The sequence below is a fragment of the Parafrankia sp. EAN1pec genome (genome assembly GCF_000018005.1).
In the GTDB taxonomy this organism is placed as follows: domain Bacteria; phylum Actinomycetota; class Actinomycetes; order Frankiales; family Frankiaceae; genus Parafrankia; species Parafrankia soli.
Map to the genome: position 1 here is coordinate 5,980,604 of NC_009921.1, position 24,449 is coordinate 6,005,052.

The following is a 24,449-nucleotide window of genomic DNA, read 5'->3' on the forward strand; positions in this document are numbered from 1 at the left end:
GACTGGCACCAGCAGGGGGCCGGCCGGGCCGTCAGGCGGGTTGGGCTCGGTCGGGGCCGGTGCTGCGGCGGTGCACCCGGCCGGCGGCCGAGCCCAGCCGACGGGCGGCGTCCCGGGCCACGCCGTGACCACGCGGGCGCGGCGAGAGGCGGTCGAGCGGGCGCATGACCATCGCCTCGTTGTAGGCGATGAGCGTCTGCGGGAGGTCCGGCGAGCCCACCTCTACCGGCTCCCCGAGCAGGAGCGCGAGCGCGAGCCAGGGCAGGTTCAGCCCGGCCGCCGCCGACTGGTAGGTCCCGGAGGCGGCCCGCGTGTTGACCTCGAGCAGCACCGGCGTGGCTCTGCGGTAGCGGACCTGGACGTTGTTCAGGTACGCCAACCCGAACTCCTCGACGACGCGGGTGGCGAGCTCCGTCACGGCCGCGTCCGCCCGCAGGTTGCGGGTCCAGGGCAGGCCGTCCTTGCCCCGCGGCACCGCCGCCAGGACACTGCCGGGCATCGCCACCGGGCCCGCCCCGGGAGCGGGGCTCGTGCCGGGAGCGGGGCGGGAGAGCACGTCGACGCTGAACTCCGGCCCGTCCAGGAACTCGCCCACGACGAGGGCGGGGAAGCTGCCGGCCCGGCCGAGGATGCGTTCCATGGTGGCGGGGCTGACCCGCACCGACGGCGGCTCGAACAGCGCCGTCAGGCGCTCGGCGTCCCCGTCGATGATCCGGAAGCCCTGGCCGCCGTGGTCGACGTCCGGTTTGACGCAGACCGTGCAGCCCGCGGCCGACAGCTCGTCGCAGGCGGCCTCGAACTCCGCGAAGGTTGTCACCGTCCGGGTGTGGGGCACCGGCAGGCCACGGGCCGCCATCGCCGCGTACTGCCCGGACTTGGTAGTGAAGATCCGCGCCGAGGCGGCTGGGGAGCACATGACCCGCACTCCGGCGGCCTCGAACTCGCCGACCCGGGCGGCGACGTCCAACATGTTGCGCCCGGGGACGAACACGTCGATCCCGTGCCGGCGGCACGCCGCCAGTGCCTGCTCGACGAACTCGTCGCCCTCGCCCGGTGGCTCGTCGATGACGGCGTCGCAGGCCTGCAGGAACGGGGTGCTCGGGATCTGGTGGGAACCGAGCACCGTCAGCCGGCCGGGGCCGGCTCCGTCCCGCAGCAGCCCGATGAGCTGGTAGGTGCCGCGCCAGGTCTGGTTGAACCAGAGGCGCGCCGCGCTCAGTACGCCTGCTCCATGATGTTGGAGGCCAGGCCGATGGCGGCACCCGCGACGATCGCCACACCGGTGGCGATCCACAGGGGCACCGAACCGAGGATCAGCGCGAGGGTCCCGAGGACGAAGCCGGCGATGAGGATGTACACCGCCGCCCAGGACCCCACGTTGGCCTTCACATGACCGGTCTCCGACACGTCCACTCCTGTCTTGTGGTCTGCGGTAACCGTGTCGTCCACGGTAACCATGCCCGACCTCCCGCCGAGCGTACCCGCCCGGGAACGTCTCAGGAGAATCCAGCCAGGTGACGCAGATCCGCCAGTTGGTCGTTGAGCCATCGCCGGACGTCGTGCGTGCGGACCTGCTCGGCGGCCGCGGCGAGCCGGCGGTGCCGCTCCTCCATCGGCATCGTGAGCGCGGTGTAGAGGGCGTCGGCCATCTGCTGGACGTCGAACGGGTGCAGCGTGACGGCGAACTCACCCAGCTCCTCGTGCGACCCGGCCATCTCGGACAGCGCGAGCACGCCGCCGCGCCGGTTGACGACGGCGACCTCCTTGGCCACGAGGTTCATGCCGTCGGCGATGGCGTTGACCATCAGCACGTCACAGATCGAGTAGGCGGCGACCGCCAGCGCGAAGTCCTCCACCATGCGGAGATCGATGGGCTGGCGCCCCTCCTTGGTGTGCTTGGCGTTGATCTCAGCGACGACCGCGCCGATCAGCGCGATGTAGTCGGCGTACTCCGGGACGTCGGTCCGGCTCGGCTGCAGCAGCGCGAGGAAGCTGACCCGCCCGACGAGCTCGGGATGCTGGTCGAGCAGGGTGCCGAAGGCCAGGAAACCGCGCACCACGTTCTTGCTGGGGTCGGTGCGGTCCACCCGGAGCACGAGCTGGCGGTCCTCGTCGAGGAACACGTAGCGCAGCATCGCCATGTGGGCGGCGACGTCCTCGCTGGCCAGCGTGGCGTCGAGGGCCGCCGGGTCGACGGAGATCGGATAGTAGCGGGCGCTCACCACCCGGTTGTTCACCGTGACGGTCAGGTCGTCGAGGTTGATCGGCAGGCCGAGCAGCTCGCCGGCGCACAGCACGAAGTTCCGGGCGTAACGGCGGGTGTGAAAGCCGACGACGTCACTGCCGAGCAGGCCGCGCAGCAGACGTTCCCGGATGTTCCCGGGCAGCACGCGCCATTCGTCCGGGCCCGGCCACGGAATATGCACGAAGTGGGTGAGAACCACATCGGGGCACTGTTCGCGGACGTGTTCGGCCACCAGGTAGAAGTGGTAGTCCTGCAGCAGCACCAGCGCCTTGCCGCCGCGGGACTGAACCTCGTCGGCGACGGCGTCGGCGTAGGCCCGATTCACCGCGGCGTAGCCGTTCTCGAACGCGTCGTGCTCGGCCCGGGTGAGCACCGGAGCCAGCGACCGGCCGTACAGGCCGTGCTGGATGAACCACAGGATCGGGTTCGACCAGACGCTGTAGAAGTCGGCGTAGGCGTCCGGATCGGTCACCACCAACCGGACCCTGATCGACGGGCCGTCCGGCTGCCCCTCGACGACGTGCGGGGTCGGCTGGGTCTGCACCAGGATCGCGCCGCCGTCGTTCTCACCGGCGACGGCGGCGTCCTCGGGGGTCGCGGCGCCGCACACCCAGACCGCGTCGTCGAGGTGCTCGGCGAGGCCGGACAGCGCGGACACCAGCCCGCCGGCGCCACGGTTGACGGTCCGGCCGGACGCGTCACGATCGAAGCTGACAGGACCTCGGTTGGACAGCAGAACCAGCGGAAGATCGAGCAGGTCGATGTCCGACACGGCGGAAGAAGCCCTCCTGGTCGTCATGGTGCCCGGCACCGTCGGTCGGCGCACGGCCGGCAATGTGGGCACTGTCGGCCACGGCCCGCCGAAGGGTCGGGCGCACGGGACAATCCGGACTGTAGTGAGCCTGGCTACCGGATGCACCGCGTTGCCGCCCGGCCAGGACGTTGTTACCCGGACACCCGGCGGGTTACCACCACCGCACAGCGCGTGCGGGTCTCCGTGGCACGGACCCCGACCAGTTCGTCCGCGTACGCACCACTGCGCGACCAGTGCACATGCCCGGCCGGTCCGGCCGCACCGCGCGCCGCGGTTCTCCCCCGCCGACACCGGTCCCACCGGCAGTGTGTCCGACACCACGCCGGATCCGGGCCGGTGGTACGCCACCGGTCACAGACCGTCGCGGTAGACCTTGACCTCCTGGACGGCGTTGCCGAGCGCGGCGAGCGCGTTCTCCAGGCTGTCCCTGGTCTCGACCAGCGCACTGGTGAGCTGCTCGACGGCGAGGTGCTCACTGCCGTCGGTGGCCGCCACGACCATCGCCTGCGCTTCCTCGATCATGTTGAGCGCGCCCTCGAGCTGGCCCGTCACATCTTCCGTCCGCCGGAACGCCTCGTCGAGCTGCGCCTTGACGTCGGCGATCGTCCCTGCCACCGTGCACTCCGTTCGTTGACCGACTGGGTCCTCTCACCGGCTGGGTCCTCTCACCGGCTGGTCCCCGCACCGGCTGGTCCCCGCACCGGCGCGGGCTGCCCGGCCCCGGCCTCAGCGCCGCCCGGATCCGCCCTGGCCGGTGGGTTTGGACGAGCCGGTGACCGCGCCGAAGCCCAGCCCGAACCGCAGCGCGAGCGCGAGCACGGCCAGCGAGCCGATGGCCCCCGCCGGCTCGATGGGCACGAAACCGAACGTGGCGAAGACGGCGACCGCCGCCGACGCCGCGGCGAGCAGGGCACTGCGCACCGCGGCCGCCGCGGACGAGCCGGTGGCCGCGACCACCGCGATCGCGCCCACTCCCCCGGCCGCGGCGAGGCACGGCAGGGCCGGCGCCGCCACGAACACCCGGGCCGCCACCGTCAGCGCGCCGCCGAGCGCGCAGCACAGGGCGGTGACCAGCCCCGCGGACATCCCGGAGGCGCCCTTCGTCACCGCGCGCAGCTCGGCGGAGCGGGCCATCACCTCCAGGCACAGCCGGTAGGCCAGCTTCTTCGCCCGCTCCGGGTCGACCAGGCCGTCGGCGCCGACCAGGCCGTCGGCAGCCGGCGCCCGGCCGCGGGACCCACGGCCGGACAGCTGGCCGCCGGACGCCGCGCCGAGCCGCTTCCCGCCGCGCTGGCCCATGGAGGGCTGCTCGTCGACACCGCGGGCCCGCGCGCCGCGCGCCGCGCGGCGGCCGCCCGCCGCGTCGATCGTCACAGCCGTGGGACGGCCGCCGCGGCCGCGGTCGAGCCCGTCCAGATCGCCGGCGTACCGCTGGTAGACGGCCTCGAGGTCGGGCCCCTCGCCCCTGCGGGGGCGCACCTGGTCGAGCTCGCCCAGGCCGTGCGGGGCCAGCGACCCGCCGACGCTCCCCCAGACGACTCCGATGCGTGTGCGGATGTCGTCGGCTGCCGAGCGGTGCCGGCGGGCGATCACGTCGTGCCCCTCCTGGCGGGCGGCGAGGCTCTCTGCCAGCCGGGCCCGCACCGCGTCGGAGGCCCCCATCAGCTCCCGGTACCGGTTGGCCGCTACCAGCGGATGGTCGAGCTCCCGCGGCACGAACGCGCCGGGCCGGGGCGGCACGGCCGCGGCGGAGCCGGACCGGGAGGTGGGAGCGGTGGCGCCTGAGGGCATGGTCGGCACGAGCGGCCCCTCCGGGATCTCGGCGAGGCCGGAGCCGATCGTCCCGCCCGCCCCCGGGGCGCTCCCGCCGCCGCTCACGCTCCCGTTCCCCCGCCCGTGGCCGAGGTTGGGATCGGGACCGGAGCCGGGGTCGGGAGGCCCCAGCCCGCCGCTGGCACCCGCCCCGGCAGCGTCGGGACCCGTCGAGAGTCCATATGGATCAGCCACCCTCCGCGCATTCCCCGCCTCGGGCGGATCACTCACCCCACGCCGGCGCGCGCCGCTCACACCGCCGCTCCGCTCTCGGTCGCCGACCCCGTGCCGAGCGGGGCGAACGGGACGACGGTGCGCGGCTCGGCCTGGGCGTGGCGGTCGAACAGCACCGCCCGGTTCGGCGTCGTGCCCGCCGTGACCGGACGGTGCCCCGCCAGGCCGAACAGGTCACCACCGGGCAGGCCCGTCGCCGCCCAGGCCGCGATGTCGTCCCGGTGGCCCGGGCCGAGGTCGTCGACGAGCCGGGACGGCGCCCGCCACCAGCAGAGCAGGTGCACGCCGGTGGCCGGGCCACGCCGGGTCAGCGTCCGCAGGTCGTCGAGGCCGGACCGGCGCGACGCGTCGTCGCGCGCCTCGAGCCCGGCGCGGCCGGCGTCCATCGCGAACACGACGATCAGCCGCATGCCCGCGGCGGCCTCGCCCCGCCCGGCCAGCGCGGCCTCCTCCCGGGCCCGGATCTCCGCCGCGGCCGACCCCAGCACCCCGCGCAGACCGGTGACGTCCGTGACATGGGTGGGATGCCCGGAGCGCCGCAGGACGTCCGCCATGACCTCGGCCGCGGCCACCGTGGCCGGATCGGCGGCGACCACGTCGACGACCAGCCCGCCGCGCGGCATCTGGGCACCGACGGACACTGCGGCCGCCTGGACCATGCCGACCGCCTCGCGGCGCAGCGGGCCGAGAATCGCCAGGTGCCGGCCCGGCAGCCGGGCGAGCCGCACCCCCACCGCCGGCGGGGCCAGGTCCAGCGGGACGCCGACGAAGGCCAGCGGGTCCCCCGCCGCCTCCCCGGGCAGCGGCGCCGGCCGCCCGGCCAGCGCCTGGAAGGCCGGGTTGTCGGCGAGGACGGCCGGCGCGTGGCCGACGAACACCCGCGGTGCCCGCATCGGCGGGACGGCCCGGGCCACGAGGGCCTCGATCCGCTCCCGCAGCCCGGCGATCACCTTCGGGTCGGGATAGGCCACCCGGACGTGCTCGTTACCGATCGGATGGCCGTTGCGTCGGTTCACGATGGCCTCGCCGACACCGGACAACGCGCCCGCCGCCTCGTTCGCGGTCGACAGCAGAACCCGGGACTCGGAGATCGACGTCCGCAGCGCGACGCGCAACGCGAACTGGCCGAAGATCGATCCGCGCTTGCCCGCGGTCGCGTCCAGGGCGTCGATGCCGGACAGCGTCTGGCTGGCCAGCAGCAGGTGGATCCCGTAGGCGCGGCCCTGGCGGGCGATCACCTCGAGCAGCGCGACCGCCTCCCGGGCGACCGCGTCGAGTGGAGTGAGCATGACCTGGAACTCGTCGATCACGATCATGGTGCGCGGCCAGGCGGAGCTGCGGTCGGCGGCACGCAGCCCGCGCAGGTCGCGCGCGCCGACGGCCCGCATCGTCACCGAGCGCCGCTGCATCTCGTCCCGGGCGGCGCGCAGCACCGCGACGCCGAACTCCCGGTCGCTCTCGATGCCGACGGTGTCGGCGTGCGGGAGGTAGAAGGGGTCGCCCGGACGCGCGGCGAACTGGGCGAACTCCAGGCCCTCCTTGAAGTCGAGGAGGTGGAAGCGGAGCTGATCCGGGCCGTAGCGGGCGGCCAGCCCGTAGACCACGTCGAGCAGCAGGGTCGACTTCCCGGCCCCGGCCTGGCCGCCCACGAGGCCGTGCACGGTGTCGTCATCGAAGGCGAGGGTGACCTCGCCGTCCGGGCCGTGCGCCACCGGGACGGAGACCCCGGCCGAGCTCTCGTACTCCCAGAGCCCGGCGGGCAGCAGGCCGCCCAGGTCCGGCGCGCGGGCGGCGGCGCGCTCCACCCCGGCGGCGACCCGGGCGGTGACGTCCGAGACGACCACCGACGGCGGGGGGTCGTCCAGGACGCAGCCGAGCAGGCCGGACAGGGTGGTGCGCCAGCCGCCGGGCATCCCGCCGTCGCTCTCGCCGCGCAGGGCCAGCAGCTCGACCGCGGTGATCGTCTCCGCGTTCGGCAGCCGCCCCGCTGCCCGCCCGCCGGGGGCGTCGACCCCACCGCCCCCGGGTTCGACGACCGCGATGACGTGCACCCCGCACGAGGGGCCCTGAGAGGCCACCGCGTCCAGCGCACGGGCGGCTTCATCGGGCAGGGACGGCCAGCCCAGCAGCACCAGCAGCCGCCACGGCTCCGACCGGGGCAGGCCGGCGTCCTCCCGTTCGCGTAGCGAGTCGAACCGGCCGGCGAGGCGTTCGACGGTGATCCGGCCGACCTCGCCGGAGAGCTCGGCGAGGGCGAGCTCGAGGCGCGCGCGGCTGGTCAGCGTCGGGCCGACGACCCCGGCCACCCGCAGCGGGGCGAAGGCGGCGAGGCCGGCCCCGAGCTCGTGCGGGTCGTAGACGGTGATCCGGACGCCACCCGGGGGGACGCTCGCCAGGATCCGGGTGAGCAGGCCGCGGACCAGGCCGACCGCCTCGCCGCGGCGGGGGCGGGTGGTCTCGATCTGGAGGTTTCCCGCGTCGAGCAGTGGCACCGCCAGCGGCACCTCGACGGTGCGCTCGCCGCGGGCCAGCGGCGGCACGAGGATCCGGCCCAGCCGCCACAGCCCCGGCCGGACCGGTGGCCCGGGCGTGGGGTCGGCGCCGCCCGCGGGCAGTGTTCCCCGCCACTCCGGCGCGTCCCAGCCGGCGCCGGCGAACGCGGGCGCCTGCCGCCGGGCGAGCGCGCCGGCCTCGCTCAGCGCGAGCGCGACCTGGTCGAGATCGCCGGCGAGGTCGGCCGGCACCGCGCCGAGCGTCTCCGGGTCGAGCGCGGCGGCCGACGGGACGGGCAGCGCGCCGGAGGCCAGCTCGGTCGACTGCTCGTCGAGCTGGTCGGCGAGCGCGAGCGCCGCCTCCAGGCTCTCCGTGATGCCGGAGACGAGCAGGCGTGCTCGCCGCGTGCCCGACACCGCGACCTCCTCGCGACAGACGATCGGAACGTCTCCTGACCGGGCCGCGTCCGCGACGCCACGACACCTGGTGCCACCCGGCGGATCACCGCTCGCGATCAGTCACTGGGACACCACGCTAGCGACCGTTGCGTCGCGTCGTGCCGTTTCACCGCATGCGGGACCGGCGACCACCCGGGTGTCTCCGGCCGGTGTCTCCGACCAGTTCAGCCGATAACCGTGGGAAACACCCGACGATGAACTGGACCGTACCGGATGGCCGCCGGGACACCGACGGTTTATCCGCTGTGTCGCGCGTGTTCAATGGCCCGGCGGAGGAGCATCGACGTGGACGCCGTACGGGAGGCACACAAGTGGCGGATCCGGGGCGCATGTCCGGCCTGGACACGGGGTCGGAGACGGAACCGGACGAGCTGGCAGGCCCCGGGGCCCCGGCCGGCATTGGTGGCGGCGGCGGTGCGGGCGACATGGATAGCGTGATCGGTATGGACAGCGTGGCTGGTGTCGACAGCGTGGCGGGTGGCCCGCTTCAGGCCTCCGCCGCGGCGGAGGCGCCGGCGGACCGACCGCTGGCCGTCATCGACGTCGACGGGGTGGTCGCCGACGTGCGGCACCGCCTGCGCTTCCTGCGGGCCCGCCCCGGTGACTGGGACGCGTTCTTCGCTGCCGCGGACGTCGATCCGCCCCTGGTCGAGGGGGTGGAGCTGGTGCACTCGCTCGCCCGCGACCACGAGGTGCTCTGGTTGACCGGGCGCCCGGAGCGTTCCCGGGCCGCGACCGAGCGCTGGCTGCGGGAACAGGGGCTGCCCCTCAACGAGCTACGGATGCGCCCGGACGCGGACCGCCGCCCGGCGCGGATCTTCAAGCGCTCCGAGCTGCGCCGGCTCGGCGCGCACCGCCGGGTCGCCGTCGTGGTCGACGACGACCCGGCGGTCGTGGAGCTGCTGCGCGCCGACGGCTGGCCCGTACTGCGCGCCGACTGGGTCGCCTACGAGCCCACCCTGGGCAACGCCCAGGACACCGAGGGACGCACCTGAGGCCGCGGCCCGCCACGATCGGCCCTGCCGTGATCCGAGCGGCCTGATCTCGCGGCCTCGTCAGCCTGCGGCGTCCCTCCGGAAGGCCCGGACGGCCAGCGGCCCGAACAGCAGCAGGATCCCGCCGCACCAGGCGAGTGAGAGCAGCAGGTCGTCAGCCACCGGGCCGCCGAGGAACAGGGCGCGCACGGCATCCACCGTGACGGTGACCGGCTGGTGGTCGGCGAACGCCTGCAGCCAGCCCGGCATCGTGTCGACCCGGGCGAAGGCGGAGCTGGCGAAGACGAGCGGGAAGACCCAGATCATCCCGCCGGACTGTGCCGCCTCCGTGCTGCGGACCGACATGCCGATCACCGCCGACACCCAGGAGAAGGCGTAGGAGAAGATCAGCATCACGCCGAATCCCGCCAGGATGGCCGGAACCGTGGTGTCACCGAAGCGGAAGCCGACCGCCAGGCCGACCAACAGCATGATCAGGATGATGAAGGCGTTACGGACCAGGTCGGCGAGTGTCCGCCCGGTCAGCAGGGCCGAGCGGCTCATCGGCAGCGACCGGAAGCGGTCGATCAGCCCCTCCTCCTTGTCGTTGGCGAGACCGATCCCGGTCATCATCGCGCCGAAGATCACTGTCTGCACGAAGACGCCGGGCATCAGGAAGTCGACGTAGTCGAGATCCGGGCCGACGTCGATCGCGCCCCCGAACACGTAGCTGAACAGCAGGACGAACATCACAGGCTGGATGGTCGCGAAGACCAGCAGCTCGGGCACCCGCCAGGTCTTCATCAGGTTGCGCCGGCACATCACCCAGGCGTCGAGGAGCTCCCAGGTCAGCCGGCTCCGACGCGCGACGGGTGTCAGGTCGAGAGTGGTCATGCCTTCACCAGATCCCGCTCGTCGCCGCCGGTACGCGGGCCGGGAGGCCCGTCGTCACCGCCCGGCCCGCCGGGGCCGGTCGCACCCGCCGGGCCGCGCGCCGGGGCGGCGCCGTGACCGGTCAGGGTCATGAAGACGTCGTCGAGGGACGGGCGGTGCAGCGCGACGTCGACGATCGTGACCCCGATCTCGTCGAGGCCGCGCACGACCTCGGCGAGGATGCCAGCGCCGGAGACCGGGACGCTCACCCGGCGCTCGTCGGCGTCCACGGTGGCCGCGCCGGTACCGGACCGGGCCAGCACCTCGGCGGCACCGCCGAGGTCGCAGCCCTCGGCCACGGTGATGTCGAGCCGGTCGCCGCCGATCTGGCGCTTGAGGTCGTCGGTGGTTCCCTCGGCGATGACCCGCCCGGTGTCGACGACGGAGACCCGGTCGGCGAGCTGGTCGGCCTCCTCCAGGTACTGCGTGGTGAGCAGCACGGTGGTGCCGTCGCGCACGAGGTCGGCGATCACCCGCCACATCGCCTGGCGGCTGCGTGGGTCCAGCCCCGTCGTGGGCTCGTCCAGGAACAGCACGGCCGGCGCCATGATGAGGCTCGCCGCGAGGTCGAGGCGCCGACGCATGCCGCCCGAGTACGTCTTCGCCTGCCGCCCGGCGGCCTCGGCGAGGTCGAAGCGCTCGAGCAGCTCGGCCGCCCGCGCCCGCGCGGTGCGGGCTGACAGCCGGTACAGCCGGCCGAACATCTCCAGGTTCTCCAGGCCGGTCAGCCGCTCGTCGACGGCCGCGTACTGGCCGGTCAGGCCGATCCGGGGACGGACCAGCTGCGGCTGGCGCAGCACGTCGACCCCGAGGACCTCGGCCCGCCCACCGTCGGCGGCGAGCAGCGTGGCCAGGATGCGGACAGCGGTCGTCTTGCCGGCCCCGTTGGGGCCGAGAACGCCGTGGACCGTGCCCTCCCCGACGAGGAGGTCGAGCCCGGCAAGGGCCGTATGTCGGCCGTAGCTCTTGCGAAGGCCCTCGACGAGGACCGCAGGATGATCCGTCACACGGGGACCGTACGCCAGGCCACCGACAGTTCCCCAACGGTTTTTCCCCGCGGGGCGTGCCGATCAGGCCGAGCTGCGCCGCCGCCGGCGGTGGGCCAGCTCGTCGCCGGGGTGCGTCGCCGCCGGGTTGCCGGGGCGCTCGCAGGGCAGCTCCGCGAGCTGGCCGCGCATGTCCTCCAGTGCCCGCCCGACCGCGATCGCGAAGACGCCCTGACCACCCCGGACCAGGTCGATCACCTCGTCGTCCGATGTGCACTCGTAGACGGTCGAGCCGTCGCTGATGAGGGTCAGGTGGGCGAGGTCCGCCACTCCCCTGGTCCGCAGATGGTCGACGGCGGCCCGGATGTTCTGCAGCGACACCCCGGCTTCCAGCAGCTTGCGGACGACCCGCAGGACCAGCACGTCGCGGAATGAGTAGAGGCGCTGGCTGCCGGACCCGCTCGCCCCGCGCACGCTGGGCACGACCAGGCCCGTGCGCGCCCAGTAGTCGAGCTGGCGGTAGGTGATGCCGGCCGCCGAGCAGGCCGTCGGCCCGCGGTATCCGACGTCGTCACCGGGCGGCTGCGGGATCTCGTCGCCGAAGAGCTGACCCTGCTCGATCATGGTCGTCCGCTCGGCATCCACCCAGGCGGGATCGGCTTCGTCCGGCGCCACCCGCGCGGCTGCTCCGATCGAGGTGCCACCATTCACCAGTCCCATCCTCCGGACAGTCCGGGAGCCTCACGGCCCGCCCGCTGACGACACCACCCACACCGGCGCCGCGCCACACGCCCACCGGCCCGGGCCCGCGCCGTGTCGGCGGCGGGGCACCGTGGCCGCCGCACCGGCGGCGAACGGCGACGCATCCCCGCGCCGGCCGGCGAACCGGCTGGGCAGCCGGTTCGCCCGACCGTAAGGGCGGGGCATCGTCTCTTCAATGATCCAAGCCGGCGTGTCCGTAGTCCAGCGGACATGCTGGCCGCACCAGGACAAGTGTGCGCCCAACCGGACGAGCTACCCCGCCCGGGTCACATCCGGCGCGGCACCGGGGCCTCGCGGCCCTCCGAGCCTGGTTCAGGAGCCCGGCGTGTTGAAGTCCTCCGGCGAGATGGTGTCCAGGAACTCCCGGAACTTCTCCAGCTCGCTCTCCTGCTCCTGTTCCTGCTCCTCTGGGACGGTGATCCCGGCCTCGGCCAGGACCGCCTCGACCCCGTACACGGGCGCGCCCATCCGCATGGCCAGGGCGATCGCGTCCGAGGGACGGGCGGAGACCTCCACGCCGTTACCGAACACCAGCGTGGCGAAGAAGACTCCGTCCTGCAGGTCGGTGATGGTGACCTGGGTCAGCTCCGTCTGGAGTGCCCGCAGCACATCCCGCATCAGGTCGTGGGTCATCGGCCGGGCCGTGGTGATGCCCTCCTGGGCGAAGGCGATCGCCGTCGCCTCGACCGCGCCGATCCAGATTGGCAGGTACCGCTCCCCGCCCACCTCCTTGAGCAGGACGATCGGCTGCTTCGACGGAAGCTCGACACGCACGCCGACGATGTCCAGCCGATGCACCGATCTACCTCCTAGCGCAGGTGGGGTAGGGCGGGACGCTGTGACCGGAGCCAGAAAACCCCACGGGGAGACAGTATCCCCGCTACCGCCCCGCGTCAGCGCGCCCGCCAGTTCTCACTTTCCGTGGAAGATGGCGCCGTTTTGGGTGACCGTGCCCCGCTAGCCTGGCCGGCTGCCGGTCAACCGGGTCCGCAACAGCGCGGCATGCATGCGCACCAGCAGAGTGGCGAGCTCGTCGGCGGTCTCCGCGGCGCGGCCGTCCGACTCCGCCAGGCGACCGGACCGCAGCGGCGCGACCGCCGCCTCGATGAGACCTGCCTCACGATCCGCCGCCGCGCGGGCGGCACGCAGGTGCCGCGCCTGGACGCCGTGCGCCGCGAGCAGGGCCACGGTACGGGCCACCAGCAGGGCGTCGGAGTCGTAGTAGCCGCCGCCCGCGATCGGGCCGACGAGCCCGTTGCCCTCCAGTTCGGCCAGCGAGTCGTCGTCGAGGCCGCTGGCGGCGAGCAGCTCGCGGCGGGACAGACGGACCCGCTCCGCGCCCAGCAGGCCGTCCAGGCCGCGGACAGCCGGCCGGTCGGGCACGGCACGCGGGCCCGTCCGGGGCAGCGGGGTGTCGCCTCGGTCGAGCGCCGCGAGCTCCTCCTTGATCACGCGCAGCGGGAGGTACCGCTCACGCTGGGCGTGCAGCACGTGCCGCAGGCGCATGACGTCGTCGAGCGAGTACTTCCGGTAGTTCGCGCTGGTGCGCGCCGGCTCGACCAGCCCCTCGGACTCCAGGTAGCGGATCTTCGAGAGGGTGATGTCGGGGTACTCGGTGCGAAGTCTGTCCAGCACCTCGCCGATGTTCAGGGTCTTCGCGGCATCCTCGGGCCGCTGTCCCGGGCCGCCCCGCCGCGACGATCCCGGCCGGGACTCCTCCGCACGACCGGACGAGCGCATGGGTTCCGCCGCGGCACTGCTGCCGCCGCTCACCTCGTCGTGGACCTGTTCACCGAACCCCGACCCCCCCATAGGTCGCGCCCGTCAGGAAGACCAGGCGGAACTTGCCGATCTGGACCTCGTCGCCGCCGGTGAGCTCCGCGGAGTCGATCCGCTCCCGGTTCAGGTAGGTACCGTTCAGGCTGCCGACGTCACGCACGGAGAATCCCTTGGTGTAGGGCGACCGGTGGAACTCGGCATGCCGCCGGGAGACCGTGACGTCGTCGAGGAAGATGTCGCTCTCCGGATGGCGCCCGACGGTGGTGAGATCGGCGTCGAGAAGGAACCGGCTGCCCGCGTTCGGGCCTCGCTTGACGACCAACAGGGCCGAGCCGGGCGGAAGCGCGTCGACGGCGGCGACGGCGTCGCGCTCGGTCGACTCGTCGACGTGGTCACCCTCGATGCCGGAGAGCGCGGCGGCCAGGTTGAGCGTCGACGTCTGCTCCGCGGGTCGCTCCGGCGCCACGGGCTCGCCCGGACGCACCAGAGGCGACCCGCACCGCGCGCAGTACAGCGCGTCGGACGGGTTCTGCTGGCCGCACCTCGTGCAGAACACAGTCTCGTCCGCTTCCTGCCGGATGCCCGCAGGCGGGAGCCCGGCCGCTCGGTCCGCCGCCCTAACGGCGGCAGGAATGTTCCTCGACAGGGGCCTGACCCGATGTGACCGGGCACTCACCCCGCGCGAACGGCCGAACGCGGCGGTGTCCGCGGCCGATGCCGTCACGGCGCACTTCGAGGCTAGTGCATCAGGCGCACCGTCGTGAAAAGGGTGCGTCGGGTGTTTGTTCGGCGTGGCGCCACCGCACGCGGGCGGTGGCCGCCCTTCACTTGACATCGGACGAGGTAGGACATAGTCAGGCCAATGCGCATAGCACCGCCCAATGACCGCGCCCGCCCCGGGAACGCCTGTCCCAGAATGACAGTCCGGCCACGAACTTCACGCCGGCCACGAACTTCACGCGCGGCTACTGCTCCTTGACGTGCTCGCGGTAGGCGGTGGCGTCGAGCAGGTCGTCGAGGACGGCCGCGTCCACCACCGTGACCTCGACCAGCCAGCCCTCCCCGTAGGGGTCGGAGTTCACCAGCTCGGGAGCGGCGACGAGCGCCTCGTTGCGGGCCGCGACCTCGCCGGAGACGGGCGCGTAGATGTCGGAGACGCTCTTGGTCGACTCGACCTCGCCGCACGGCTCCCCGGCCGAGACGGCCTGCCCGACCTCGGGCAGCGACACGAAGACGATGTCGCCGAGTGCCTCCTGCGCGTACGCGGTGATGCCGACCCGCACCCTGTTCCCCTCGGCCCGGGCCCACTCGTGCTCACGGGTGTACTTCAGGTCGTCCGGGTACACCGGAATCGCCTCCTGCGGTCGTGGTGCCGAGCGCCGGCACGGGTGTCGACGGACGCATGGGACCGTCCGGACGGCCGGCGCCCACCGCGACGGCGTCGTCGCGGGGCGCGCCCCCTCAACCGGCTGGACGGGCAAAACGGGGGGTCGGAACGGCCCGCAGCGCCCTGATCTCGATCCGATCCGAGTTCGTGACCTCAGCATGCGCGCCATCCCGGGTAGCTACCGTATCGAGCACTCCGCCAGGAATCCGCATTGCCTGGGCAAGCGTGTGCGCGTCCCCGACCACGCGCAGCTCGTAGGGCGGCGTGACACTGCCGCCGTCCACGGTCATACCGCCGCCGGGAGCGTCGACGATGTAGGTGGAGGCCACGACACGGACACCGGAGAGCTCGATCGCCTCGGCACCGGCGTCCCGCAGCTCCTGCAGGGCGTCGACGAGGATCCACGCCTCTACGGTCCCCCGCGGGTCGTCGATGCGGAGGGTGACGCCCGGCCCGGTCGCCGGGCCGGTGCCGGCGAGCACTGCCAGGGCCTCGGCCTCGCGGCGGGCCCGGTCGAGGTCGGCGTCGCCGCGCGCGCCGTCGGCGACCGCGGCGCGGGTCTGCTCGAGACCGGTGGCCTCCACCTCCAGCCGCCGCCCGGCGACGGCGAGGTCCTCCAGCTCGGTGGCGAGCTCGTCGGGCCGGGCCGCCGCCAGCCGCTCGGGCGTGTCGGCGATCCGGATCATCACGGCGACACCGAATCCCAGGACCGCGAGCAACAGAACCGTCACGTATCGCAACAGCCGCACCCGGGAGCCGGGGCCGCCGCTCGTCGCCTTCCCGACAGTCGGGCGCACGACAGCGGGGCCGCCGCCGGCCGGCCCCGTGGTGTCCGGCGGCTCCCCGAGCGGCAGCTCACCGGGAGGCGACTCGCCGGGCGGCGGCACGTGGAGCCGAGGAGCGCGGGGCGGCAGCTCGCCGGTCACAGTTTCAGCAGCGATCGGCGGACCGCGCTCGCGTTGGTGAAGATCCTGATGCCGAGGACGACGACCATCGCGGTCGACATCGCGCCGCCGACGCCGAGCGCGTCGCCCAGCGCGACGAGCGCCACGGCCAGCAGCACGTTCGACAGGAAGGACACGACGAAGACACGGTCGGAGAAGACCCGCTCCAGCGCCGCGCGCAGGCCCCCGACCGCCGCGTCCACCGCGGCGACCACCGCCACCGGCAGGTACGGGTCCAGCCAGGTCGGGGGCTTCGGCGCGACGAGGAGCCCGGCGACGACGCCGACAACGAGCGCGAGCAGGCCGGTGATCGCACCTTCACGGGTCAAGATCCGCTCCCTCGGGCATATCGGAGGCTCGGGCTGGGGGCCGCCGGCACGGTGACGTCGTCCAGGCGGGCGACGGTCACGGCGTTCGGGGGCGCGCCCATCCGGGTGCGCAGGCGCAGCGTGACCGCCGCGGCGGTCACCCCCGGAACGATCGTGTCAGGGTCCCCGACGACGTCGACCACGTAGGGTGCCGCGACCGGGCTCAGGCCGACCAGGATCGTGTCGCCCGCGGCGCGCACCGCGCTCAGCGCGGTCAGCCGGACCCCGTTCACGGCGATGGCCTCGGCACCGGTGGCCCACAGCGCGTTCACCATGTCGGCCAGGTCGTGGTCGGCGAGCCGGCCGTCGGGGCCCTGTGCCGTCGGCCGCGGGTTGCCCGCGTCGGCGGGCGGCCCGGCCGACGGGTCGACGAGGGTCACCCGCGCGCCGGGGCCGCGCGCCGGCGCCAGGCCGGCCGGCGCCGCGAGCGCGTCGATCTCGGCGTTCGCGACCGCCCAGAGCCCGTCGGCCGTCCGGCGCCGGTTCACCAGGCCCTCAGTGGCGGAGCGGAGCACGGCCACCGAGGAGGCGAGGCCGTCCCGGTGGGTGGAGCGGGCCTCGTACTCGGCGCTCAGTCGCGCCCGCAGCCGCTCCCGGGACGGCGCGTCATCGACCGCCTGGCGCACGCTCACGGCGACAAGCAGGCCCGCGAGAAGCAGCGTCAGGGGCAGCAGCAGCCGCCTGACCCACCCGCCACCGCGCCGACCGGCTCCGCGCGCGACGTCGGAGTGCCGCGCGTAGGCGGGCTCGAGCGCGTCGGCCACGATCCGCTCGAGCACCGTCGCCGCGACGCCGCCCGCCAGCGGGCTCCCCCCGCTCGCGCGCGTGGTCAGCCGTGTCCGTCCGTGCACATCCGGCATTCTCTCCGACGGCCGGCTGGCCACTGTGGCATACCCGTCGCGTTCCGCCGCCGGGAAGCCGTTACGATCATGAACGGGTGACGGGAGCCTGCTCCGGCGGCACCGTCTCCACGACGGCGCTCCACCGGCGCACCAGCTTCTGCGCGCCGCCCAGATCCGCCGCCTCGGCCCACAGATGGGTCACCGCCTCGGACGGGTCGGGCAGCACCAGCACCCAGGATCCGTCCGGGCCGACGACGCGCACCCCGTCGGTGGTGTCGACCTGGTCGCCCGAGTCGACGTCCACCGACTCGACGACGCGGCGCATGACAGTGCCCTTCTCCGCCCACGGTGTGGGCACCGACGCCCGCACCATCGCGACCGGAGGGATCCGCGCGTCTATCGCGCTGAGCGTCAGCCTGGTCCGGGCGACCAGCGCGACCAGCCGGACGAACGCCGCCAGGCCGTCGATCACGGGAGCGAACTCCGGCACGACGAATCCGCCCCGCCCGTCGGCGGCGAAGACGATCGGCTCGGCCTGCACGACCCGGGAGAGCTCGGAGCCGGACATCGACATCCGCCGCACGGTCAGGCCGTGGAAGCGCCCCACCTGGTCGGCGACCCGGGTGGTGGTGACGGGCACCGCCGCCTGGGCGCCGCGGTTCTCCGCCGCGACGAGGTCGAGCATGACCAGCAGGGCCCGCTCGTCGCTGATGAGGTCGCCGCGCTCGTCGACGATGGTGATCCGCTCGCCGATGTGGTCGAAGCGGACCCCGAACGCGGCGCGTGAGCTCGCCACGAGCGCGCCCAGCCGGTCCAGAGCCCTGCGCTCCTGCTCGGCGCCGGGCTCGGGGTAGGTCTCGTCCAGCCGGCCGTTGACGGTCAGCACGTCGACGCCGAGCCGGCCGAGCAGGGTGGGCAGCAGCAGCGACGCCGCTCCCCCGGACGGGTCGACGACCACCTTGAGATCCGCCTCGGCGAGCCCGCTGGTGTCCACCCGGTCGAGCAGGTCCTGGGTGTAGACGTCGGCCGTGCGCGCCGGGAAGCGCAGGTCGCCGATCTCGCCGGGGAACGCGCGGCGGAACTCCTGCCGGGTGAACACGCGGTCGAGCTTGCGCTGCGCGGCCGGGGAGAGATCGTCGCCGTCGGCGTCGAGGAAGACGATGTCGATGCGCTCGGCGTCGCCCGGCTTGGAGCGCAGCATGATCCCGCCGGCCGCGTCCGAGGTGCGGACGTCGAAGCGCGCGACCGGCAGCGGGGCCACCTCCAGGTCACGGACATTGATCGCGCCGGCGGTGAGGGCGCTGATCACGGCCCGTTTGAGGGCCCGGGCCGCGCGCGAGCCGTCCCGCGCGGTGGTGACGGTGGAGCCCTTCTTCAGCGTCGTCGCGTACGCGCTGGCCAGGCGGACCACCAGCTCCGGGGTGATCTCCGCGTTGACCAGTCCGGAGACCCCGCGTGGGCCGAACAGCGACCGCTGCCCGCGCGACTCCCAGATGACGCTGGTGTTGACGACCGCCCCGGCCTCGATGGTCTTGAACGGGTAGACCTTGACGTCATGGGAGACGAACGCCTCCTCCTGGATGACGCACTCGTCGCCGATGACCGCGCCCTCCTCTATGCGCGCGGCCCGCAGCACGTCCGTGCTCTTGCCGATCACGCAGCCGCGCAGGTTCGTCCGCGGGCCGATGAGCGCGTTGTCCTGGACGACCACCCGGTGCAGGAAGGCCCCCCGCTTCACCACCACGTTGCTGCCGAGCACGGTGAACTCGCGCAGCTCGGCGCCGGCCTCGACCTTGCTGTAGTCGCCGACGACCAGCGGGCCCTTGAGGATCGCGTCGGGGTGGACGTCGGCGTCCTCGCCGATCCAGACCCCCGGGGAGACCTCGAACCCGCCGATCGAGACGTCCACCTGCCGGTTCAGCACGTCCGCCTGCGCGCGCTGGAAGCTGGCGATGGTGCCGACGTCCTCCCAGTAGCCGCCGGCGACGTAGCCGAACACCGGCGCCCCGGCGGCGACCAGCCGGGGGAAGACATCCCCGGACCAGTCGACCGCCTCGCCGGCCGGGACGTGGTCGAGGACCTCCGGCTCCATCACGTAGATGCCGGTGTTGACGGTGTCGGAGAACACCTGGCCCCAGGTCGGCTTCTCCAGGAACCGGGAGATCCGCCCGTCCTCGCCGGTGATCACGATGCCGAACTCGAGCGGGTCGGGCACCGACTTGAGCGCGACGGTGACCAGCGCGCCCTGCGCCCGGTGGTAGGCGACGAGGTCGGTCAGGTCGATGTCGGTCAGGGCGTCACCGCTGATGACCAGGAACTCCTCGTGGCGCAGCGCGTCCTCGGCGTTCTTCACGCTGCCCGCGGTGCCCAGCGGCGTGGTCTCCGTCGCGTAGGACAGGTGCATGCCCAGCTCGTCACCGGAGCCGAAGTAGTTGCGGATCATCGCTGCGAGGAACTGGACCGTCACCACGGTCTCGTCGAAACCGTGCCGCTTGAGCAGCCGCAGGACGTGCTCCATGATCGGGCGGTTGACGACCGGCAGCAGGGGCTTCGGCAGGTTCGCGGTCAGCGGCCGCAGCCGGGTGCCCTCGCCGCCCGCCATCACGACGGCTCTCAAGGGTTACCTCCCTATTTTCGCGCCGCGGCCAGGCGGGCGCGTTCCCCGGCCAGCCGGCGGGCCTGTTCTGCGTAGAGGAGGCCGGACCACCAGTAAAGAGCGATACCCCAGATGGCGAACGCCCACCCGAGCGGGCGGGCCGCCGTCGCCAGCCACGAGTCGCCGGCGGACAGCAGCAGGAGCGGAAAGGCGTACAGCAGGTTGAAGGTGGCCGCCTTGCCGAGGTAGTGGACGGGCAGCGTGGTGCCCACCCCGAGCCGGCGCAGCACGGGCACCAGGCCCAGCAGCGCGACGTCCCGGCCGACGAGCGCCAACGCGAACCACAGCGGGACGATGTCGCGCAGGGTGAGCGCGACGATGGTCGCGAAGATGTAGAGCCGGTCGGCCAGCGGGTCGAGAGTCACCCCGAGGCGGCTGGTCTGGTTCAGCACCCGGGCGAGCTTGCCGTCCAGGTAGTCGCTGACGCCGGCGAAGGCGAGCACGCCCAGCGCGGCACCGTCCGCCTCCGGGCCCAGCGCGAGCCAGAGGAAGAGCGGCACGCCCAGCAGGCGCAGACCGGACAGCAGGTTCGGGATGGTCCAGATCCGGTCGGAGGCCTGCGTCTCCGCCGTCACGCCGCGTCCCTCCTCCCCGACCCGGCCGCACGAAGACGGGCGCCGACGGCTCGCGCGCCGACCGCTGGACGCGGGTCGTCGGCTCTGACGCTAGCGGATGGGCGCCGGCCGGGTCGCCGAGTGGTCGCCGCCGTCCGGGCCCGGCGTGGCGCGGGACGGCGCGCGGCCAGGTGCGGGAGCGCGGAGCGCGGGCGGCACTCGGCCCGGTTCGGGCCCGCGCCGCCCCGCGTGTCACATGATCCGGCCGACCTTGTAGGTGGAGCTGTAGATCGGGCGGAGCGACACCACACCGCCGGTCTGCGGCGCGGCCCACATGTAGCCGTTCCCGGCGTAGATGCCCACGTGGTAGATGTTGCCCTCGGTCCCGTAGAAGATCAGGTCGCCGGGGCGCTTACCGGACTGCGGCACGTGGGTCGACACGTTGTACTGGCCCTGCGCGGTGCGCGGCAGGGAACGTCCGAGCTGCTTGAAGACGTACTGGACCAGGCCGGAGCAGTCGAACGAGTAGGGGCCCTCCGCCCCCCACACGTACGGCTTGCCCTTCTGTAGCGAGGCCAGGTAGACGGCCTTCTCCCCGATCGAGCTGCCCGGGATCACCGACGGGATGGCCTGGCTGACGGCCGGGCGGGGCGCCGTCGGCGCCTTGATCGTGATCGTGGCCGCGCCGGCCAGCGAGGGCCGCAGCGCGCTCGTGCCGTCGAAGACGGCGGTGATCGTCGTGGTGGTCAGCAGCCGCGCGGTGATCTGGGCCTGACCGTTGGTGTCGGTCGTCAGCGCCGTCGAGGTCTGCCACTTCGGCCCGTTCACCACGACGATGCGGACCCGCTGGTTGGCCAGCGGAGCGCCGCCAGCCTCATTGGCCCGGACGGTCAGCACCACCGGGGCGTTCGGCGCGACCGTGGTGTTGTCCGCCGTCAGCGAGACCTTGGTGAACATCGGCTCGGAGGACGCGATCGCCCCCGCCAGCGGCGCGGCGGCGGCCGCGGCGTCCGGCGCGTCCGTCCCGCCCTGGCCCGGCAGCACGGAGGCCGTCTGGGTCGCGCCCGGGTCGATGGACGCGGTGCCGTCCGGGGTGGCCGGCACCGTGGCGGCGAAGGCCGCCGTCGAGGCCGCGAGCGTGCCCGTGGTGAACGCGGCGATCGTCGCCGCCCGACGAGGCGGCTGGGAGGTGCGCCGCCGGGCGCCCGTACCCGATCGGGCGTTCGAGGGGCGCTGGCGCCCCTTGACGAACTGCTCCCAGTCCTCGGGCAGCCAGGCAATTCCACGACGGGGCAACGCGTGTCCTTCTCTCTACCGGCGCCTGTGAGGCGCTCTGCCGCGCTCGGCATCGCACACCGACCCGCCGGCCAGCACGGCCGGCGGGACCGGATCGGCCGTCCCGGCAACCGGACGGATCGCCCGGTCACCGGGACCGCCGAGGTCCCTCGTCCTGCCCCGCCTGTCTCGGAGGGGTCGTCGGGCCGGGGGCAGGACACGGCGCTTCGGCTCGACGCTTTACATACATCCGACGGTGCTCGGCACTCTCAAATAGCTGTGCACGCAGGTGCCGATGCTGAAGATAGTGGACTTCGGCACTTGCCCGACAATCACCCCCCTCACAACAATCGCCCACCTTTCCGGAACGCGAGGGTTCGATCACGACATGGAAATAGCCGCTCACTTTCCGTCGGATCAACACCCGGCGGGCGTGGGGCGGGCGGGCCGCGGCGGCACCCGGGGAGAGGCCGCTGATACCTGCCTGATATAGGCATTCGGGCCTCCCGCGCCGGCCGGGCGGATCATCAGGGCGACGCGCGCCGGAACGCCCCCGCACGGGCCGCCAGACCGCCCCGGACGTGGCCTTTGGGGTCCGGGCGCCAGCGACGGCGGGTCTGCGCGGCCACACCGGGCAATACGCGTGAAACAGAATGGGCGGGACGGGCTCGACCTTCGTGGGGGCGCGCGACCGCCGCGGAGCGCCCGCAAAGCACATTGGGGCCACCGCGAAACATCCGACGAAAGGTCGCCGGCCGGCTTAGCCGGTTGGGGCCGGCGGAGCGGGGGCGTTCGGCGCCGCGCCCGCGCCTGGCACGGGCACGGGCACGGGCACGCCTGGCACGGGCATGGCCGTAGCGGGCATGGCCGTAGCGGGCGCGACAGGCACGGGCACGACAGACGCCGGGGCTGCGGGTGCCGCCCCGACCGGCACAGGGATGGCGGGCGCCGGCGCGACTGGAGTGGGCGCGACTGGAGTGGACACGGCCGGCGCAGACACGGCCGGCGCAGACACGGCCGGGGGCGGGGCGCCGGCGGGCGGCGCCCCGGTGCCGGGCGGCTGGGCGCCCGGCACGGACGGGCTGTTCGCGTGCGCGTAGACGATCAGATTGCTCAGGTAGTGGTTCGTGTCCTCGTCGAACGCCCCGCCGCAGGTGATCAGCCTCAGCTCCGGCCGGCCCACCGGGCCGTAGACGCGATCGGTCGGGAACGCCTTCTTGGTCGCGTCCTCCGTGCGGTCGACCGTGAACGTCGTGCGCAGCCCGGTCGGCGAGGTGACCTCGATCTGGTCCCCGGCGCGCAACGCCCGCAGCCGGTAGAAGACGGCCGGCCCGGAGGTCGAGTCGTAGTGGCCAACCAGCACCGACGGGCCGAGCGCGCCGGGCGCCGGGCCCCGGTCGTACCAGCCGACCTCCTGCCACTTCTTCGGTACGGCCAGCGAGCCGTCGGCGTTCAGCCCGAGCCGGACGATCGCCGCGTCCACTCCGATCGCCGGGATCCGCACGTGCGTCGGGTCGGTGACCACGACCGGCGGGAGCGTCGGCACCGGCGTGGCGGCCGCCGGGCCGCCGGGAGCGGCCGTCCCGTCGAGCGCGCCGGCCTGCCCGATCGCGGTACCGAGGCCGCCGACGTCGACCCGCTCGGTGTCCGAGGGTGGGGCGGGATCGGACTCGGTCAGCCGGAACCCGCTCCCGACGACCAGTACCACGCCCGCGACGAGCAGCAGGCGGGAGAACGTAATACGCACCGGCGACCGCTCCGTCGCTCCACGCTTCACGACTGTCTCCGTCCAGCGACCGTCCATCGACACCGACCCACCAAGAACTACGCAAGGTGATGGTATCGAGCCTCAGTAGTAGCCGAGCGTAGTTGCGCGCCGCGTCGCGTGACGCGAACGCACCCACGCCACAACCACATCCGGCAAGGAGGGGCGAGGCGGTCGCGCGCGGCACCTCAACCCATGTCCCGCAATGGATGCCGGTCCCGTGCCGGTCGTGGCCGCGGCCCGTTCGGACCCGTCGCACCACGCCGTCTCGCTGCGTCCCATCCCGACCACTCCTCGCTATGGTGTCACTCGCAGTGACCAAGCAATAACCATGCGTGAGAGAGGGGACCAGATGAGGAAGGGAATGGGACGGAGCGCCGCGCTTCTCGCCATGTCGAGCGCGGCAACCGTCATCCTCAGCTTCGGACCCGGACTGACGGCCGCACACGCCGACATCTTCGACGACAAGGGTCGGTGCGACGACAAGAAGTCCGAGGAGTGGGACATCTTCGGCGACAAGGACAGGGACGACAGGGGCCGCGAAGGCGACAAGGAGGCCCGCGCCTTCGTCGACGACAGGAACGCCGACAAGGACGACAGGGACAAGGACGGTAGGGACAAGGACGGTAGGGACAAGGACGACTGGTTCAACGACAAGGACAGGGACAGGGACTGCCCGGTCGGCGTCGTCGCCGGTGTCGGTGTCGGTGCGGGCGCCGGAGCGGCCCCGGCCGGCGGCGTCGGCGCGGGCGGCGGCGGCACCGCGGACAGCGGCAACTCGCCGCTGCTGCCGATCGCCGGAGCCGGTCTCGGTGCCATCCTGATCGGCGCCGGCATGCGCCGCCGCGGCCACGGGTCGATCTGAACCGACCGTCCCCCAGGAGCCTAGGACGGATCGGCCGGTGTGGTCATGTCGCGCCGGCCGATCCCCCGGGACGACCTGAGCCGCTACGCGAGATCGACCCCCGCCACAGCGCCGGATCTCCGGTAGGGTAGCGTTCGTCAGTACGGGACGTGGCGCAGCTTGGTAGCGCACCAGACTGGGGGTCTGGGGGTCGCAGGTTCAAATCCTGTCGTCCCGACAAGGGAAGTTGCCCTCTTCATCGATCTTGATGGAGGGGGCCTTCTGCTTTCATGGGGGCACCATGGAAGATCTTTTAGGTTCCAG

General features: G+C 73.4%; 22 protein-coding genes and 1 tRNA gene. 3 read left to right on the top strand and 20 right to left on the bottom strand.

Annotated features, from left to right (window positions below):
* Positions 1 to 31: 31 nt before the first annotated feature.
* The 6 genes from FRANEAN1_RS24380 to FRANEAN1_RS24405 all read right to left on the bottom strand — a co-directional run bounded on the left by FRANEAN1_RS24380 (position 32) and on the right by FRANEAN1_RS24405 (position 8,014).
* The gene (locus FRANEAN1_RS24380) at positions 32 to 1,123 is read right to left on the bottom strand and encodes an ATP-grasp domain-containing protein (RefSeq protein ID WP_198145358.1); all 1,092 of its coding nucleotides are present in this window, start codon (positions 1,121 to 1,123) and stop codon (positions 32 to 34) included.
* A 92-nt stretch (positions 1,124 to 1,215) separates the two neighbouring features.
* A complete protein-coding gene (locus FRANEAN1_RS24385; RefSeq protein WP_020462467.1) occupies positions 1,216 to 1,458 on the bottom strand; it encodes a hypothetical protein in 243 nt (80 codons plus the stop codon).
* 38 nt (positions 1,459 to 1,496) lie between these two features.
* Entirely contained in the window at positions 1,497 to 3,017 is a 1,521-nt protein-coding gene (locus FRANEAN1_RS24390; protein ID WP_020462468.1) for a trehalose-6-phosphate synthase, read from the bottom strand.
* Between the two features lie 393 nt (positions 3,018 to 3,410).
* Positions 3,411 to 3,674: a hypothetical protein gene (locus tag FRANEAN1_RS24395; protein WP_018499991.1), complete on the bottom strand. Its 264-nt coding sequence runs from the start codon at positions 3,672 to 3,674 to the stop codon at positions 3,411 to 3,413.
* A gap of 111 nt (positions 3,675 to 3,785) precedes the next feature.
* Positions 3,786 to 5,066 (bottom strand): hypothetical protein, encoded by a 1,281-nt coding sequence (locus tag FRANEAN1_RS24400; protein ID WP_157472782.1) that lies wholly within the window; start codon positions 5,064 to 5,066, stop codon positions 3,786 to 3,788.
* Positions 5,067 to 5,122: 56 nt separating this feature from the next.
* The gene (locus FRANEAN1_RS24405; protein WP_020462470.1) at positions 5,123 to 8,014 is read right to left on the bottom strand and encodes an FtsK/SpoIIIE domain-containing protein; all 2,892 of its coding nucleotides are present in this window, start codon (positions 8,012 to 8,014) and stop codon (positions 5,123 to 5,125) included.
* Positions 8,015 to 8,481: 467 nt separating this feature from the next.
* Between FRANEAN1_RS24405 and FRANEAN1_RS24410 the strand changes: the two genes are divergently transcribed.
* Positions 8,482 to 9,051 (top strand): hypothetical protein, encoded by a 570-nt coding sequence (locus FRANEAN1_RS24410; RefSeq protein WP_347176742.1) that lies wholly within the window; start codon positions 8,482 to 8,484, stop codon positions 9,049 to 9,051.
* A gap of 60 nt (positions 9,052 to 9,111) precedes the next feature.
* Here the strand turns inward: FRANEAN1_RS24410 and FRANEAN1_RS24415 are convergent, their stop codons facing one another.
* The 14 genes from FRANEAN1_RS24415 to FRANEAN1_RS24480 form a co-directional block, all read right to left on the bottom strand.
* Entirely contained in the window at positions 9,112 to 9,924 is an 813-nt protein-coding gene (locus FRANEAN1_RS24415) for an ABC transporter permease (RefSeq protein ID WP_020462472.1), read from the bottom strand.
* Entirely contained in the window at positions 9,921 to 10,970 is a 1,050-nt protein-coding gene (locus FRANEAN1_RS24420; RefSeq protein ID WP_020462473.1) for a daunorubicin resistance protein DrrA family ABC transporter ATP-binding protein, read from the bottom strand. The genes FRANEAN1_RS24415 and FRANEAN1_RS24420 overlap by 4 nt, the downstream gene beginning before the upstream one ends.
* A gap of 63 nt (positions 10,971 to 11,033) precedes the next feature.
* Positions 11,034 to 11,660, bottom strand: coding sequence for a MerR family transcriptional regulator (locus tag FRANEAN1_RS24425; protein WP_020462474.1), 627 nt, complete (start codon positions 11,658 to 11,660; stop codon positions 11,034 to 11,036).
* Between the two features lie 363 nt (positions 11,661 to 12,023).
* Positions 12,024 to 12,509, bottom strand: coding sequence for a bifunctional nuclease family protein (locus FRANEAN1_RS24430; protein ID WP_006540374.1), 486 nt, complete (start codon positions 12,507 to 12,509; stop codon positions 12,024 to 12,026).
* A gap of 159 nt (positions 12,510 to 12,668) precedes the next feature.
* Positions 12,669 to 13,484, bottom strand: coding sequence for a MerR family transcriptional regulator (locus FRANEAN1_RS24435; RefSeq protein WP_020462475.1), 816 nt, complete (start codon positions 13,482 to 13,484; stop codon positions 12,669 to 12,671).
* Positions 13,485 to 13,500: 16 nt separating this feature from the next.
* Positions 13,501 to 14,046 carry an FHA domain-containing protein gene (locus tag FRANEAN1_RS24440; protein ID WP_020572244.1) on the bottom strand — a complete coding sequence of 182 codons (546 nt, stop codon included), beginning with the start codon at positions 14,044 to 14,046 and terminating at the stop codon, positions 13,501 to 13,503.
* 409 nt (positions 14,047 to 14,455) lie between these two features.
* Positions 14,456 to 14,836 (bottom strand): glycine cleavage system protein GcvH, encoded by a 381-nt coding sequence (gcvH, locus tag FRANEAN1_RS24445; RefSeq protein WP_020462477.1) that lies wholly within the window; start codon positions 14,834 to 14,836, stop codon positions 14,456 to 14,458.
* Between the two features lie 115 nt (positions 14,837 to 14,951).
* Positions 14,952 to 15,803: a DUF881 domain-containing protein gene (locus FRANEAN1_RS24450; RefSeq protein WP_020462478.1), complete on the bottom strand. Its 852-nt coding sequence runs from the start codon at positions 15,801 to 15,803 to the stop codon at positions 14,952 to 14,954.
* Entirely contained in the window at positions 15,800 to 16,150 is a 351-nt protein-coding gene (locus tag FRANEAN1_RS24455) for a small basic family protein (protein ID WP_020462479.1), read from the bottom strand. The genes FRANEAN1_RS24450 and FRANEAN1_RS24455 overlap by 4 nt, the downstream gene beginning before the upstream one ends.
* Positions 16,147 to 17,049, bottom strand: a complete 903-nt coding sequence (locus tag FRANEAN1_RS24460; RefSeq protein WP_041256499.1) for a DUF881 domain-containing protein — start codon at positions 17,047 to 17,049, stop codon at positions 16,147 to 16,149. Before FRANEAN1_RS24460 ends, FRANEAN1_RS24455 begins: the two co-directional genes overlap by 4 nt.
* A 67-nt stretch (positions 17,050 to 17,116) precedes the next feature.
* On the bottom strand, positions 17,117 to 19,633 hold the full coding sequence (locus FRANEAN1_RS24465) for a mannose-1-phosphate guanyltransferase (protein ID WP_041254736.1): 2,517 nt from the start codon (positions 19,631 to 19,633) through the stop codon (positions 17,117 to 17,119).
* 26 nt (positions 19,634 to 19,659) lie between these two features.
* On the bottom strand, positions 19,660 to 20,262 hold the full coding sequence (locus tag FRANEAN1_RS24470; protein WP_020462482.1) for a CDP-alcohol phosphatidyltransferase family protein: 603 nt from the start codon (positions 20,260 to 20,262) through the stop codon (positions 19,660 to 19,662).
* Positions 20,263 to 20,493: 231 nt separating this feature from the next.
* Positions 20,494 to 21,537 carry a C40 family peptidase gene (locus FRANEAN1_RS24475; protein ID WP_020462483.1) on the bottom strand — a complete coding sequence of 348 codons (1,044 nt, stop codon included), beginning with the start codon at positions 21,535 to 21,537 and terminating at the stop codon, positions 20,494 to 20,496.
* A 739-nt stretch (positions 21,538 to 22,276) separates the two neighbouring features.
* On the bottom strand, positions 22,277 to 23,263 hold the full coding sequence (locus FRANEAN1_RS24480) for a class F sortase (protein WP_347176743.1): 987 nt from the start codon (positions 23,261 to 23,263) through the stop codon (positions 22,277 to 22,279).
* Positions 23,264 to 23,645: 382 nt separating this feature from the next.
* Here FRANEAN1_RS24480 and FRANEAN1_RS24485 point away from each other — a divergent pair, with 382 nt between their 5' ends.
* Entirely contained in the window at positions 23,646 to 24,146 is a 501-nt protein-coding gene (locus tag FRANEAN1_RS24485) for a hypothetical protein (RefSeq protein WP_347176744.1), read from the top strand.
* Positions 24,147 to 24,289: 143 nt separating this feature from the next.
* A tRNA-Pro gene (locus FRANEAN1_RS24490) sits at positions 24,290 to 24,363 on the top strand.
* Positions 24,364 to 24,449 lie beyond the last annotated feature (86 nt).

Excerpts from the sequence above, each read along its gene's own strand:
- FRANEAN1_RS24465 (WP_041254736.1), bottom strand. The coding sequence starts at position 19,633 with ATGGCGGGCGGCGAGGGCACCCGGCTGCGGCCGCTGACCGCGAACCTG.
- FRANEAN1_RS24385 (WP_020462467.1), bottom strand. The coding sequence starts at position 1,458 with ATGGTTACCGTGGACGACACGGTTACCGCAGACCACAAGACAGGAGTG.
- FRANEAN1_RS24460 (WP_041256499.1), bottom strand. The coding sequence starts at position 17,049 with ATGCCGGATGTGCACGGACGGACACGGCTGACCACGCGCGCGAGCGGG.
- FRANEAN1_RS24415 (WP_020462472.1), bottom strand. The coding sequence starts at position 9,924 with ATGACCACTCTCGACCTGACACCCGTCGCGCGTCGGAGCCGGCTGACC.
- FRANEAN1_RS24410 (WP_347176742.1), top strand. The coding sequence starts at position 8,482 with ATGGATAGCGTGATCGGTATGGACAGCGTGGCTGGTGTCGACAGCGTG.
- FRANEAN1_RS24485 (WP_347176744.1), top strand. The coding sequence starts at position 23,646 with ATGGGACGGAGCGCCGCGCTTCTCGCCATGTCGAGCGCGGCAACCGTC.